Source organism: Hymenobacter sp. 15J16-1T3B (assembly GCF_020711235.1).
GTDB lineage: Bacteria > Bacteroidota > Bacteroidia > Cytophagales > Hymenobacteraceae > Solirubrum.
Genome location: NZ_JAJFAV010000017.1, coordinates 57,486 through 70,826, shown reverse-complemented (window position 1 = coordinate 70,826; position 13,341 = coordinate 57,486). Strand labels below are relative to the sequence as shown.

General features: G+C 64.7%; 12 protein-coding genes and 1 pseudogene. 6 read left to right on the top strand and 7 right to left on the bottom strand.

Going from position 1 to position 13,341, the window contains the following annotated elements; translation table 11 throughout:
* Positions 1-95 precede the first annotated feature (95 nt).
* The 6 genes and pseudogenes from murB to LJ737_RS22675 form a co-directional block, all read right to left on the bottom strand.
* Positions 96-1,136 (bottom strand): UDP-N-acetylmuramate dehydrogenase, encoded by a 1,041-nt coding sequence (gene murB / locus LJ737_RS22700; RefSeq protein ID WP_227769051.1) that lies wholly within the window; start codon positions 1,134-1,136, stop codon positions 96-98.
* A 95-nt stretch (positions 1,137-1,231) separates the two neighbouring features.
* On the bottom strand, positions 1,232-2,638 hold the full coding sequence (locus LJ737_RS22695; RefSeq protein WP_227769050.1) for a sugar MFS transporter: 1,407 nt from the start codon (positions 2,636-2,638) through the stop codon (positions 1,232-1,234).
* Positions 2,639-2,793: 155 nt separating this feature from the next.
* Positions 2,794-3,131: pseudogene (locus tag LJ737_RS22690) on the bottom strand (4Fe-4S binding protein); the annotation flags it as partial.
* 114 nt (positions 3,132-3,245) lie between these two features.
* The gene (locus LJ737_RS22685) at positions 3,246-3,641 is read right to left on the bottom strand and encodes a DoxX family protein (RefSeq protein WP_227769049.1); all 396 of its coding nucleotides are present in this window, start codon (positions 3,639-3,641) and stop codon (positions 3,246-3,248) included.
* Between the two features lie 46 nt (positions 3,642-3,687).
* Positions 3,688-4,323, bottom strand: a complete 636-nt coding sequence (locus tag LJ737_RS22680; protein ID WP_227769048.1) for a class I SAM-dependent methyltransferase — start codon at positions 4,321-4,323, stop codon at positions 3,688-3,690.
* Between the two features lie 234 nt (positions 4,324-4,557).
* Entirely contained in the window at positions 4,558-4,932 is a 375-nt protein-coding gene (locus tag LJ737_RS22675; RefSeq protein WP_227769047.1) for a hypothetical protein, read from the bottom strand.
* Between the two features lie 256 nt (positions 4,933-5,188).
* Here LJ737_RS22675 and recQ point away from each other — a divergent pair, with 256 nt between their 5' ends.
* The 6 genes from recQ (at position 5,189) to LJ737_RS22645 (ending at position 12,369) form a co-directional block, all read left to right on the top strand.
* Entirely contained in the window at positions 5,189-7,456 is a 2,268-nt protein-coding gene (gene recQ / locus LJ737_RS22670) for a DNA helicase RecQ (RefSeq protein WP_227769046.1), read from the top strand.
* 227 nt (positions 7,457-7,683) lie between these two features.
* On the top strand, positions 7,684-8,388 hold the full coding sequence (locus LJ737_RS22665; protein WP_227769045.1) for a DUF2306 domain-containing protein: 705 nt from the start codon (positions 7,684-7,686) through the stop codon (positions 8,386-8,388).
* Positions 8,385-9,164, top strand: coding sequence for a hypothetical protein (locus tag LJ737_RS22660; RefSeq protein ID WP_227769044.1), 780 nt, complete (start codon positions 8,385-8,387; stop codon positions 9,162-9,164). Before LJ737_RS22665 ends, LJ737_RS22660 begins: the two co-directional genes overlap by 4 nt.
* 47 nt (positions 9,165-9,211) lie before the next feature.
* Positions 9,212-10,072, top strand: a complete 861-nt coding sequence (locus LJ737_RS22655) for a hypothetical protein (RefSeq protein ID WP_227769043.1) — start codon at positions 9,212-9,214, stop codon at positions 10,070-10,072.
* 381 nt (positions 10,073-10,453) lie between these two features.
* Positions 10,454-11,290 (top strand): LexA family transcriptional regulator, encoded by an 837-nt coding sequence (locus tag LJ737_RS22650; RefSeq protein WP_227769042.1) that lies wholly within the window; start codon positions 10,454-10,456, stop codon positions 11,288-11,290.
* A gap of 359 nt (positions 11,291-11,649) precedes the next feature.
* Positions 11,650-12,369, top strand: coding sequence for a pirin family protein (locus LJ737_RS22645; protein ID WP_227769041.1), 720 nt, complete (start codon positions 11,650-11,652; stop codon positions 12,367-12,369).
* An 85-nt stretch (positions 12,370-12,454) separates the two neighbouring features.
* Here the strand turns inward: LJ737_RS22645 and LJ737_RS22640 are convergent, their stop codons facing one another.
* Entirely contained in the window at positions 12,455-13,297 is an 843-nt protein-coding gene (locus LJ737_RS22640; protein ID WP_227769040.1) for an alpha/beta hydrolase, read from the bottom strand.
* Positions 13,298-13,341: the final 44 nt, after the last annotated feature.

The following is a 13,341-nucleotide window of genomic DNA, read 5'->3' as shown; positions in this document are numbered from 1 at the left end:
AGTCCTGTTTTGCCGCCATTGCTGGAGTATGTAGCCCGCGCGCCGGTGCGCGGACGGGCTGCCCCGACGCCCAAATCGTGCCAAATCTTGCCCGGTTAAATAATGTTGACTTCCGGGTGCAGCTCGATGCCGAACTTCTCGCGCACCGAGGCAATGATTTCTTCGGCCAGGGCCCGCACTTCGTGGCCGGTGGCCCCGCCGTGGTTGACCAGCACCAAGGCCTGTCGGTCGTGCACGCCGTAGCGGCCCTCGCCGGCGCGGTGCCCCTTCCAGCCGCACTGCTCGATCAGCCAGCCGGCGGGCACTTTCACGCCGCCGGGCACGGGGTAGCCGGGCAGCTCGGGGTACTGGGCCTTGAGTGCGTCGAACTTGGCCTGCGACACCTCCGGGTTCTTGAAGAATGAGCCCGCGTTGCCGATCTGGGCCGGGTCGGGCAGCTTGCTGCGGCGGATGCTGATGACGGCCTGACTGACCTGCTGCGGGGTAGGCTCTTCGGTCACGCCCATTTCCTCCAGCGTGGTGCGGATGGCCCCGTACGAGGTGTTGGCCTGCGGGCGCCGGTGCAGGCGCAGCACCACGCCCGTCACGATGTACTGCCCGCGCAACAAGCCCTTAAACACCGATTCGCGGTAGCCGAAACCGCACTCCTCGCGCGAGAAGCGGCGCAGCTGCCCCGAGCTGATTTCCACCGCTTCGAGGTACTCGAAGGCGTCCTTCAGCTCCACGCCGTAGGCGCCGATGTTTTGCAGCGGGGCCGCGCCCACCGTGCCCGGAATCAGCGAGAGGTTTTCGAGGCCCGAGAGGCCCTGGCCCAGCGCGTACTCCACCAAGCCGTGCCACGACTCGCCCGCCCCGGCGCGCACCAGCACCGTGCCGTCGGCCTGCTCGTCGAGGGTTTCCAGCCCCCGGATTTCGTTTTTGAGCACTACCCCGTCGAAATCCTGGGTAAAGAGCAGGTTGGAGCCCCCGCCGAGCACCAGCTTGGGCGCCGTTTGCACCTCGGGCAGCTGTAGCAGGGCGCGCAGCTCCTCGGCCGATCCGAAGGCGGCAAACAGGCGGGCATGGGCGTCGATGCCGAAAGTATTGTAGGGGCGCAGCGACACGTGGTGCTGCAGCGCGGGCGAAGCGGTAGACATGGGGCAAAGATAGGCAGCGGGCGCGCCAGCCCCGAAAACAGCCGCGCCCGCTGCCGAGAGGGCAACGGGCGCGGGTGACAAAGGCGCAAGTCGGCTTAGCGCACGCGGTAGCCGCTCAAGGCGTAGTAGAGCAGGTAGGCGTAGCAGAGCGCCGGCAAGATGAAGGCCACGCGCAGACCGCCGGCGTAGGTAGCCAGCCAGCCCATCAGCAGCGGCACGATGGCCCCGCCCACAATGGCCATGATCAGGTACGAGGAGCCCTGCTTGGTAAACGAGCCCAGGCCCTTAATGGCCAGCGGGAAGATGACCGGCCACATGATGCTGTTCATCAGCCCGCAGAGCACCACCAGCCACAGGGCCGCCTCGCCGCGCACCGCAATGGAGGCCAGCACGAACACCACGCCGGCGGCGCACACGGCCGCCAGGGCTTTCCGGTCGTTGAGGCGGGTGAGCAGCGGGATGCCCACCACCCGGCCGACCAGGGAACCGAACCAGTACGAGGCCACCAGCACCGCGCCCACGGCCTTGGTGAAGCCGGCGGTGGTATCGATGGCGGCCGGCGCCTGCCCGAAGAGCACGGCCAGGAAGTTGGTCGCGACGTTCAGGCCGCGCACCAGAGCTTGGGTGAAGTCGCTGAGCTGGCTGATGCCCTGGGCCTCGCCGTAGCGAATCAGAAAGGAGCCCAGGCCCACTTCCACGCCCACGTAGAGGAAAATGGCCGCCACGCCCAGGCGCAGGTGCGGAAAATCCAGCGCCGATTTGCGGCCCTGGGTGCTGACCGGGGCCTGCTCGGCCGTTTCATCGTCGGCCTGCATGCCTTCGATTTCGGGCAGCTTTAGCATGAAAAACACCCCGGCCAGCACGGCCAGGAAAGCGGCCAGGCCCAGGTAGGGCGCTTTGACCAGCGTGGCTTCCTGAGCCAAGCGCTCGGCGGCGGGCAGCGCGGCCAGGCGGGCTTTCAGCACGGCCGAGCCGCCGAAGAGCAGCATGCCGCCCAGCAGCGGGGAGAGCGTGCCGCCCAGGTTGTTGGCCACGCCCACGATGCTCACGCGGCTGGCGGCGCGGTTGGCCGGCCCTAGCACCGAGACGTAAGGGTTGGCGGCCACTTGCAGCAGGGTCACGCCCGCGCCGAGCACGCCCAGCCCGAGCAAGAACACGGCGAAAGTGCGCGAGTTAGCGGCCGGTACGAACAGCAGCGCGCCCGCCGCCATCACCAGCAGCCCCAGCACGATGCCGCGCTGGTAGCCCAGGCGGCGCAGCACGTAGCCCGCCGGCAACGACATCAGAAAGTAGGCCCCGAAAAAGGCGAACTGCACCAGCGAGGACTGCAAATCGGTGAGCTGACACACGTCCTTGAGGTAGGGCATCAGCACGTCGTTGAAGTTGGTGACGGCCCCGAACAGGAAGAACAGGGACGTCATGGCCGCCATGGGCAGCGCATAGCTGCGGGCGGGGCCGGTGGCTACGGGGGCAGGGGAGGAGGAAGTGGTGGGAACGGCCATGCAGGCGGGAAGGAAATGAATACCGGGCTTTAAAGATAGGAAAACCGCGTGCCCTGCCTTGCGTGGGGCTAATGCCCGCCGCAACCGCAGCCGGGCGGGGCAGTCGGCCCCGCCTGCCGCGTGGCATAGGGTGTAAATGGGTCGGCGGACTGCTGGAGCCAGCGTGCCCGGTCGAGCAGCTGCTCACGGGTTTCGCGGTACGCCGGGTCGAGCGCAAAGGCCTCGACGCAGCACACAGCTTGGCATTGGGGCTCTTCGTGAAAGCCCACGCACTCGTTGCACTTGCCCGGCACCACGTAGTAATACTCCGCCTGCAACGCGCCCTGCGGGGCGCCGGCCGGCGTGGTGCGGCCGTCGGTCAGCCGGATGGGCCGGTGAGCTGGGTAGCGTCGGCCCAGCGCCAAGGGGCGCCGCCCTCGTAGATGGCGCCATGCGGGCATTCCGGCTCGCAGGCCCCGCAGTTCACGCACTCATCGGTAATTCGGATGGCCATCGGCAAGCAAGATGAGGCAGCCCCGGATAGGGCGGCGGTGAACTTCCGCAAGATACTCCAGGCGCCGGGGCCGGAACCAGGTTTTCGTCGTGGGCGCAACGCTGCCGAGCGGCTTTAGCGAAAGGACTGCGGGCGGGAGTAGCGCCACGCCCAGGCAATAAGCGGCAGCTGCAGGGGCAGACGCGCCCACAGCAGCCATTGCGGCGCCCCCAGGCCCTCGCCGGGCAGCAGGGCCATGCGCACGTTGGCCGGAAACACCGCCAGCAGCAGCGCCACCAGCCCCCAGGCCGCCGCGCGGCGCGTGCGCTGCGACAGCAAAAGCAGGCCCAGCACGATTTCGGCCGCTCCGCTCAGGTAAACCAGAAATTCGGGCGCGGGCAGCAGCGGGGGCACGATGCGCACGAAAGGCCCGGGCCGCAGAAAATGAAAGGTGCCGGCCGTGACGAGCAGCGCCGTCAGGCTCAGCAGGCCCAAACGGTACAGTGGAGAAGCTGGGGCAGGAGTTGACATGCAAACCGGGGTATAGGCCGCAGTACGTACGCCTGGCCCTTGGCAGTTATAGCTTCCGTGCCAGCACGATGCTGTGCGTATCTACCTGCCCGCCGGCCCGCGGGTAGGGCTTGCGAAATTCCTCGAACACCGCGAAGCCGGCCGCCGCCAATTCGGCCCGAATGGTCGCCGCCGGGTGGTAGTGCACGAAGGTGCGGTACTGCCCGTTGCTCGACGCCTCGTACCCCGAGCGGGCCGGTACGTCGTCGATAAAGCTTAGGTAAACCAGCCCGCCAGGAGCGAGCAGGCCGTGAGCGTCGCGCAGTAGTTGGGTCGCGTCGGCGGGGGCGAGGTAGGGTAGGCAAAAACCGGCTACCACAGCCTGGTAAGGTCCTTTGAGCGTGCTCAGGTCCCGGCAATCGAGCACGCAGCAGTGCGCCGTGGGGTTGTTGGCCTGGGCCAGCCGCACCATGTTCGGGGCCAGATCGGTGGCCTCCAGGTGCAGATCGGGGCGCCGCCGGAGCAGGGCCCGGGTCACGTTGCCAGGGCCGCAGCCCAGCTCCAGCACCCGGGCCCCCACGGGCTCTAGCAGCTGGCAAAGCCGTTCGTAGGTGTCGTCGTAGAGGTCCAGGTCCATGAAATAGGCCTGGTAAGCCTCGGCTTGCGCGTCGAAGGCGGCAATGGTGGCGGGAAGGGAGGCCATGCGGGGCGGTCAATAGTTGGCTTTGCGGGCGGTGCGTCGAGCGGCTACCAGATATTCTTTGAGTAGCCTGGTCAAGTCAGCGGATGCTGCCTTAGACGGGCGTCGTCTAGCGAGGAAAGCAGCAAAGCTATGCGCCCGATAAAGCAAAGTCCCAAACGCAAGTAGCGGATGCTCGGCTAAGTTGCCCGGCATCCGCTACGAAAACCTGTACTGGCCCGTCAACGCCAGCATGCATCAAGGTTCATCAATTATCATTCGGGTTTGCTGCGTAGAAGAAGCATCCAATTCATAGCAGGATTTCGTGCCCTCATACAGCGCTACTATCACTGCTGCCGGCACCAATACTTCCGCCAAGACTACTGCCGTAGCGGCTGCCGAAGCGCCGGCCAAAACCGATCCTCCCCACAGCACGGCTTCCGCTGCGCCCACTGCCACCAAACTGTCCTTGGCTTCCCGTTTGCTGGCATGTAAGATGCGCAAGGCTTTTTCTTTGTGTTCCTTCATTCGCATGCCCATATCCTCCAGGCCTCGGAAGAGGCGCACCACCTTGTTGTTTTCAAATTCCTCCCGAAATTCCCGTATTCCGAGCCAGTCGTCTTCTTCGTCCATGATGCAAGCAAGAAAAGTGAATAGATGAATCCGTTCTGGGCAGCCCACACAGTTGCCACCAACCCGTTGGCAGGATTGGCCGCCTAGGCACGCAAAATGCAATTTTTGTGTTTGTTTAGTCTAAATTATAGTATAAATAATTATAAATCAAATCCTGCTTATTTAGGAAGGCGGGGCGGTTTCCTGCGCACCATTTTAGCTTTTCTCTAGTTTCTTTAGCTTAGAACTCCCGCCAAACCGCCGTATTTTTACACCGATGTTAGCAGCTACCGAACCCCGCACGTCCACCCAGCTCGATGCCGCCCGGCGCGTCCTGAAGCAGTATTACGGCTACGACCAGTTCCGGCCCATGCAGCAGGACATTATCCAGAGCATCCTCTCGGGGCAGGATACCGTCGTGCTCATGCCCACAGGCGGGGGCAAATCGGTGTGCTTTCAGGTGCCGGCCATGGTGCAGGAGGGTGTGTGCGTCGTCGTTTCCCCGCTGATTGCCCTGATGAAGGACCAAGTGGAAGCGCTGAAAGCCAACGGCATTTCGGCCGCCTGCATCAACTCCAGCATCGGGCAGGCCGAGCAGAACAGCATTGGCCGGGCCTGCCACGCGGGCCTGCTCAAGCTGCTTTACGTTTCGCCCGAAAAGCTCTTGTCGGAAGGCTTCCTGGCGTTTTTACACCGCTTGAAAGTCAGTATGTTCGCCATCGACGAGGCGCACTGCATCTCGTCCTGGGGCCACGACTTTCGCCCGGAATACACCCAGCTGCGGGTGCTGCGCGAGCAGTTTCCGCAGGTACCCATCATTGCTCTCACCGCCACCGCCGACCGCCTTACCCAGCGCGACATCCAGCAGCAGCTGCGCCTGAACGAGCCCAAGGTGTTTCTGTCCTCCTTCGACCGGCCCAACCTAAACCTGAGCGTGCGCCCGGGCCAGGACCGCGTCAACTCGGTGGTGAGCTTCCTGAAAAGCCACGAAAACGAGGCCGGCATCGTGTACTGCCTCTCGCGCAAGCAGTGCGAAACGCTGGCCGGCAAGCTCAAGGAGAAAGGCGTCCGCGCCGGCTTTTACCACGCGGGCATGACCGACAAGGCCCGCTCGGACGTGCAAGAGCAGTTTCTGCGCGACGATTTGCAGGTGATTTGCGCTACGGTGGCCTTCGGCATGGGCATCGACAAGAGCAACGTGCGCTGGGTGCTGCACTACAACCTGCCCAAGAACATCGAGGGCTACTACCAGGAAATCGGCCGCGCCGGCCGCGACGGGGCGCCCGCCGAGGCCGTGCTATTCTACAGCTACGCCGACGTAGCCCAGCTGCGCGACATGATTACCAAGGACGCCGACCCGCGCTTGGCCCAGCTCAACACCACCAAGCTGGAGCGCATGCAGCAGTTTGCCGAGGCCGCCTCGTGCCGCCGCCGCATCCTGCTGGCCTACTTCGGCGAAGTGCTCGAAAAAGACTGCGGCAACTGCGACATCTGCCGCAACCCGCCTGTGACCTTCGACGGCACCGAGCTGGCCCAGAAGGCCTTGTCGGCCGTGGCCCGCACCCGCGAAGCGGCTCCGCTGTCCATGATTTGCGACGTGCTGCTGGGCCGCCGCAACCAAGCCGTCATTTCGCGCGGCTACGACCAGATCAAGACCTTCGGTGCCGGCGCCAACCTCTCGTTTCTCGACTGGCAGAGCTACTTGCACCAACTGCTCAACGATGGCCTGCTCTACATTGCCTACGAGCAGGGCTATGCCCTCAAGCTCACCGACCTGGGCTGGCAGGTGCTGAAAGGGGAGCGGAAGCAGGCCCTGAAGCAATTCCAGGTGCCGCAGAAGGCCGAAAAAGCGCCCAAAGGCCGGGCAGCCAAAGCCGCCGCGGGCCAGCGCCTGCCCTCCGTTACCGACGAGCTGTTCGACCGCCTGCGCCAGCTGCGCAAGCAGATTGCCGACGAGCAGGGCGTGCCGCCTTACGTGGTCTTTTCCGACGCGACGCTGCAGGAAATGGCCATCGAGCGGCCGCGCACGCGCTTGGCCATGCTGGCCGTGTCGGGCGTAGGCATGAAGAAGTTTGAAACCTACGGGGAGCGGTTCATCGAGCTCATCACCCAGCACGCCGGCGCCCCCTCGCCCGACGACGTGCCAGACGTGCCCGGCGAAGACGACACGCCCGCCCCGGCCGCCAAAAAACGCCCCGCGGGGGGCGGCGCGCCCAGCGGCACGGCCCTTGACAGCTGGAAAATGCACCGCCAGGGGCTGTCGGTGGAGCAAGTGGCCGAGCAGCGCGGCCTAGCCGTCAGCACCATCAAGTCGCACCTAGAGGCCCTCTACGAACGGGGCTACCAGCTGCGTACCGAGGAGTTTATCAGCCAGGACGACTACGCCCGCATCAAAACCGCCGTGCAGGAGCTGGGCCCCGATTTCCGCTTGCGCGATCTGTTTGACCATTTGCGCGAGCAGTACGACTACTTCCAGCTGCGCGTGGCCCTCACCTACGACAAGCGCCTGCGCGGGGAGTTGCCCAACCAGCCGCCGGTGGAATAGACGACCTTGCGCCGAATCCGTTTGCCGGGCCCGCCCCTGAAAAGGCGCGGGCCCGGCAAACGGATTCGGCACCGCCTGGTCTTAGCGGTGACCGGGCTCACCCCCGCGCTTTAAGCCTGCCAAAATATTCCGGGCGCTGTATACAATGGCCGCTGCAATATCCGTTCATATTGCACAATCGGGTCGCCGCAAATTGCTACTTTAGGCAAGGCCCTTTCTCCTTCCGCATGGCTGTTACCGTTCCCCTTTCCCGCGTCCTGCAGGGTGGCGCTGGCGTCGCCGTATTGCTGTTTACGGGCCTGATGCTCACCAAAGTAGTGCCCTACCTGAGCTTTGAGCCCGGCATCGACTTTCTGACCACCAAATCGGCCGAAACCAACGCCGATGGGCTGTTCCGGCTGGGCTTCTACGTGCATATCACCAGCAGCCTGTGGGTGATGGCGGCCGGACTGGTGCAGTTTTTCCCGCGGCTGTGGGCCGGGCGCGGGCAATTGCACCGCACTCTAGGCAAGGTGTACGTGGCCTCCATTTTGGCCCTAGCCGCGCCCTCCGGGCTGATTCTGGCCCTGTATGCCAACGGTGGGCTGGTGGCTAAAGTCGGCTTCACGCTGCAGTGCGTGGTGTGGTGGCTCAGCACCTGGCAGGCCTACCGCATGGCCCGGCAGCGGCAGTGGCAGCCGCACACCGACTGGATGCTGCGCAGCTACCTCGTCACGCTGGCGGCCATGAGCCTGCGCCTGGAAAGCTTCGGCATGTTCTACCTCTTCCAAACCAAGCCCATCGAAACCTACCTGACCGTCACCTGGCTGTCGTGGACCGGCAACCTCGTACTGGCCGAAGTACTCATTCAGGCCGGCGTGACCCGGCGCCTGCTGCGCACTGCCCTGGCCGCCCAAGCCCAACCCCTCACCGCCAAATCCCAGCTGGTATGATGTTCCGCTCCGCCTGCCTGATCGGCCTTGGCAGCTGCGCCCTGCTGACGGCCCTACTGGCCGCCCGCCCCGCCCCGTCCTCAGGCGGTGGCCGGCCCGCCCGCGCCGCGGCCACCACCTCCCGCACCCGCCTTTCAGAGGCTGCCGCGCAGAGCTTCTGGCGGCGCTACAGCTGCTCCCGGCTCTGGCAGGTGGCACCGGGCCGCGTCGGGGCCCAGAGCGGCTTCTTTGGCCGCAGCGGCTTTCGCATCGACTTTGCCCTGCTGCAGGTACAGCGCGACGCCGGCAACCCCAACGTCTACCGCGTGGAAGGCAAAAGCCGTTGCCTGAAAAATATTGCTGTGCCCTTCGAAGGCGTCATCGTGCTCAAGCAAATGTACCAGGCCCCGGCCGAGGGGCCGGGTCGCTACACCGTCGTGGGCACGTTTGAGTTTGTAGAGGAGCGCATTGCCCGCAACACCGGCACCTACCGCGGCACGGTGGCCGCCGACGTGGCCGTGGAGGGCAACGGCCTCAGCCTGACGCGCATCGAGGGCAGTCCGGCCGGGGGCTGCGGCTTCAAGTTCGAGGGCCAGTGGCGCAGCACCGAGGGCGAAGTGGAGCGCGTAGTGTGGGCCGACAACTGGCGGGCCCTGGCCCAGCAGGTGTTTGCAGACTTTGAAATGGGGGACCGGATGCCCAGCATCAACCCTAAATACCGGGAGCGGGGCTGGAGCAGCTTCTGGGAAAATGACGAATGGTGGACCGAGACGCCGCGCGCCAGCCTAAGCCTCTAACGCGGCCGCGCCGCATGTTGCTGACCTCAACCCAATACCTTTTGCCTATGAAAACGCACGTGTACTTGCTGCTCGCGGCCGGCCTGATTGCGGCCTGCCAGCGCACCACCGAAACGGAAACGCCCACCGCGGCGGCCCCCGTGGCAGCGCCCCGCCCGGCCGCCGTGGTCGAGGCCGCGCCCGCCGCGGCCGCGGCCCCGCTGCCGCCCGAGCAGCTGGCCGTGTTGCGCCAGCTGGACCTGGCGCCGCTGCTGCTGCCGGCCAGCTACGAAGACGAGGAGGGCAGCCGCTCGGCGGGCATGGCCATGAACGGATTTTTCGGCCCCGAGCACTACCGCATCGAGTTCGTGTTTACCCGCGTGGAGCGCGACGCCCAAAACCCCGCGCTCTACCACATCAGCGGCAAGGACCGTTATAAAAAGCGCATCACGCCGCTGGAAGGCACCATCGAACTCACCAAGCTGGCGACCCTGGAGCCCCTGGAAGGCCGCCCCAACGGGGAGCTGACGGCCGCCTACGCCGGCGCCGGGCAGTTCGAGCTGCGAGAAGTGACCGGCTCGGGCAGCGGCGTGTTCAGCGGCACCTTCGCCCTGGATTTCGGCCGCAGCACCGGGCAAAAGGTGGAACTGGTGACCTGGGGCTACTCCGACAAGTCGATGGGAGCCCGCGGGGCCGGCAGCCGCTTCGAGGGGCAGTGGACGAGTAACCAAACCAAAAAGCCCAAGCCCGTGCTCTGGGCCGATGGCAACGGCCTGTTTGCCATTGCCGAGGACGTGTTTGCCGACTTCAACGTGGGCGAGCGGGGCCCGGAAATCAACGAGAAATACGCCAAGCTCGGCTGGAACTCCTACTGGGAAAACGACGAGTGGTGGGCCGAAACGCCAAAAGTGGCGACGGTGAGCCTGTAGGCAGCCCGACGCACGCGTCGGCAACGCCCGGTGGCCGTTTGGACTGCACCTGCTGCAGCCGGGCGGGCACCGGGCGTTGCTAATCCAAGGTGCGCCCTCGTTGTTCGGGTGTCGAGCGGCCGCATCCGGCTGCTTTTTTGCCCGGTTTTACGCTTTCGGGCGCGGGCTAGAGACTATTGCCAACGGCCGCCGAACTGCACTTGGGTACGGACTGGCGGCCGTTTTGGGGTAAAAACTACAGCCAGTGGGTGGGCTTCGGGGATAAATAAAGGTTGAAAAAAACTTTCTGCTAAATGAATTAGTAAAACCAAAGAGCCGTTAGTACCTTCACGAGCCGGTAAGCCGTTGAGGGCGAATCACGTTAGCCGGCCACCCCGCCCCATGATCAATACCAACCTGAAATTTTGGCGCCGCGAGCTTAGCCTGACGCAGGCTCAACTGGCTGATAAACTGAACATCAAACGTTCCCTGATCGGGGCCTACGAGGAAGGCCGCGCCGAGCCCAAGCTGACTACGCTGGTCAAAATGGCCCGGCTGTTCGGCATCTCGCTCGACGCGCTGGTGACCACCGACTTCAGCAAAAAGCGCCAGGCCGCGGCCGTGCTGCGCCAGCTGCAGAACGCGCCCGCCCTCGAAGCCGCCGGCACCGACGGTGCTTCCGTGGCCGATCCGGAGCGCAGCAAAGGCGAAAACCTGCGCGTGCTGGCCATCACCGTCGACAAAAACCAGAACGAGAACATCGAGCTGGTACCGCTGAAAGCCGCTGCCGGCTACCTCAACGGCTACGCCGACCAGGAGTACATCGAGGACCTGCCCAAGTTCCGCCTGCCCATGCTGGGCCAGACGGGTACGTTCCGCGCTTTCGAAATTGCGGGCGACTCCATGCTGCCCATTGCCTCGGGCACCGTCATCGTGGGCCGCTACGTGGCCGACTGGAACGAGGTGAAGGACGGCACGCCTTGCATCGTGGTGAGCAAGAAGGAAGGCATCGTGTTCAAGCGCGTGTTCAACCGCCTGCAGGACGCGGCCACGCTCACCCTGCACTCCGACAACCCGGTGTACTCGCCCTACGACATCGACGTGGAGGACGTACTGGAAATCTGGGAAGCCAAGAGCTACATCAGCAGCACGTTCCCCATTGCCGACCTTTCGCTGAACCGCTTGGCCAGCATCGTGCTCGACCTGCAAAAGCAGGTAACCACGCTGAAAAAGGCGTAAGCGCGTTTTTTATCGGTTTTTGCGGATCGTAGTCGTCCGCTACAGGTGATGCCACGGCCCCAAGCCGTGGCATTGCTGCGTTACGCCGGAACGGAGAGCAGATGGACGCATCGGCCCAGCAGGTTGCGGCTCGGTTGGTTTGTCGCGGCCGAGCGTTAATTGCTTGGAAGCAAGGGCTGATGCGGAACTGCGGTGGTGGGGGCGGCCCAGCTGGGGCAGAGCGCGGTGGCAACTCCACTGGAAAATCTTGGTGGGCGGGACTAGTTCGCCGGAATCCGTGATTTAACTTTCGGCGGCCCCGGAGCGTATGCGGGGCAGTACTCCTGGCCGCGGCCAGCCCGACCTCACGCCCGACGACTATGCTCTCCTACATTTCCGCCAACGACCGGTTTCACGCCCAGCCCGTGGCTTGGCTCAACAGCTACCACCTGTTCAGCTTCGCTGGCTACTACGACCCCAAGAACATGCACTTCGGGCCGTTGCGCGTGTTCAACGACGACACGGTGGCCGCCAAATCCGGTTTTCCGCAGCACCCCCACCACGAAATGGAAATCGTGAGCATCGTGCTGGAGGGCGAAATCACCCACGAGGACACGATGGGCAACAAAACGACCATCAAGGCCGGGGAGGTGCAGCGCATGACGGCGGGCACCGGCCTGGCTCATTCGGAAATGAACCAGCAGGACGAGTCGCTGAAGTTTTACCAGCTGTGGTTTATTCCGAACCAGAAGGGACTGGCGCCCAGCTACGAGCAGAAAGATATCGACTTTTTGGGGTCGAAAAACGAGCTGGTGCCGCTGGTGTCGGGCCAGAAAGTGCTGGAAGATGTGGTGTACATCAACTCCAACTCGACGGTGTACTGGAGCAACCTGCGCGCCGATAAGGAGCTGGAGTTCAAAACGTTCCCCATTCGACTTACCTTCGTGTACGTACGCGAAGGCGCCATCCTCATCAACGGCACCCGTCTGGGCCCCGGCGACCAAGCCCGCATGACCGACGAACACGTCATTCACTTCCGGGCCGAGCAGGATGCGCAGTTCATCCTGATTGATCTGCCCGCGGCGGAAGCCAACTACTAGCGGCGGCAACTCCGTAACCGACAAGCCCGCCCCGGCGCTGCTGCAGCGCCGGGGCGGGCTTGTCGGTTACGGGGCCGAAAGGCAGCTACTTTTTCGGCGGGGCTGGCTTGAACAGCAGGCGAAACGCCCGGAGCGCCGCCGGGTGGTAAATCGTCGCGTGGGTTTCGCTGGGCAGCGGGTCGTACTGGCTGCGCAGGCCGGTGCGGGCAGCGGAGGCCGCCAGGGCCTCCGTGAGCTGGTGCATGTGCTGGTCGTCGCCCTGGCTGCTGATGGCCAAGTACACGGCCTTGCCGGCAAAGCGGCTGGGCTGGGTTTGCAGGAGCTTGGCCGCCTGGCCGGCCAGCGCGCCGCGGTTCCACCACAGGCTGGGGTCGATGGCCACGTAGGACGTGAACAGCGCGGGCTCCAGCAGCAGGGTTTCGACCACGAACAGCCCCGCCAGCGACTCGCCAACCACGGCCGTTTCGTCGGTGGTGCGGTAGCGGGCGCGCACGGCGGGCATGAGTTCGGTGCGAATAAATTCGCGGAACGCGGCCGAGCCGCCCACCCGCGGCGCAATTTTCTTGTCCTCGGCCACCTCGGTGGGGCCGGTCATGTCGCGCCGCCGCTCGGTGTTGGCAATGCCCACCAGGATGAAGGGGCGCATGGTTTCGTTACCGACCGACACCTGCACCAAGCCGGCCACGTGCAAAAAGTCCTCGTTCAGGCCGCCGTCGGGCATGTAGAGCACCGGCAGGCGCAGCGACGGGGATTCGGCGTAGCCGGGCGGCAGGTACACGTTGAGGCGCCGGGTTTCGCCGAGCACCTTGGATTCGAGCGTAAACGTTTCACCGATGACCAGCGGGGCCGCGGCGGACTGCGCGGCGGCCGTTCCGGGCCAGCTGCTCAGCAGCGCCAGAACCAATAAGACAAACCAGGTGGATTTCATACGTGAGGAAGGCTCGGCTTCGCCCGAAGGCGAAGCCAAGCGGG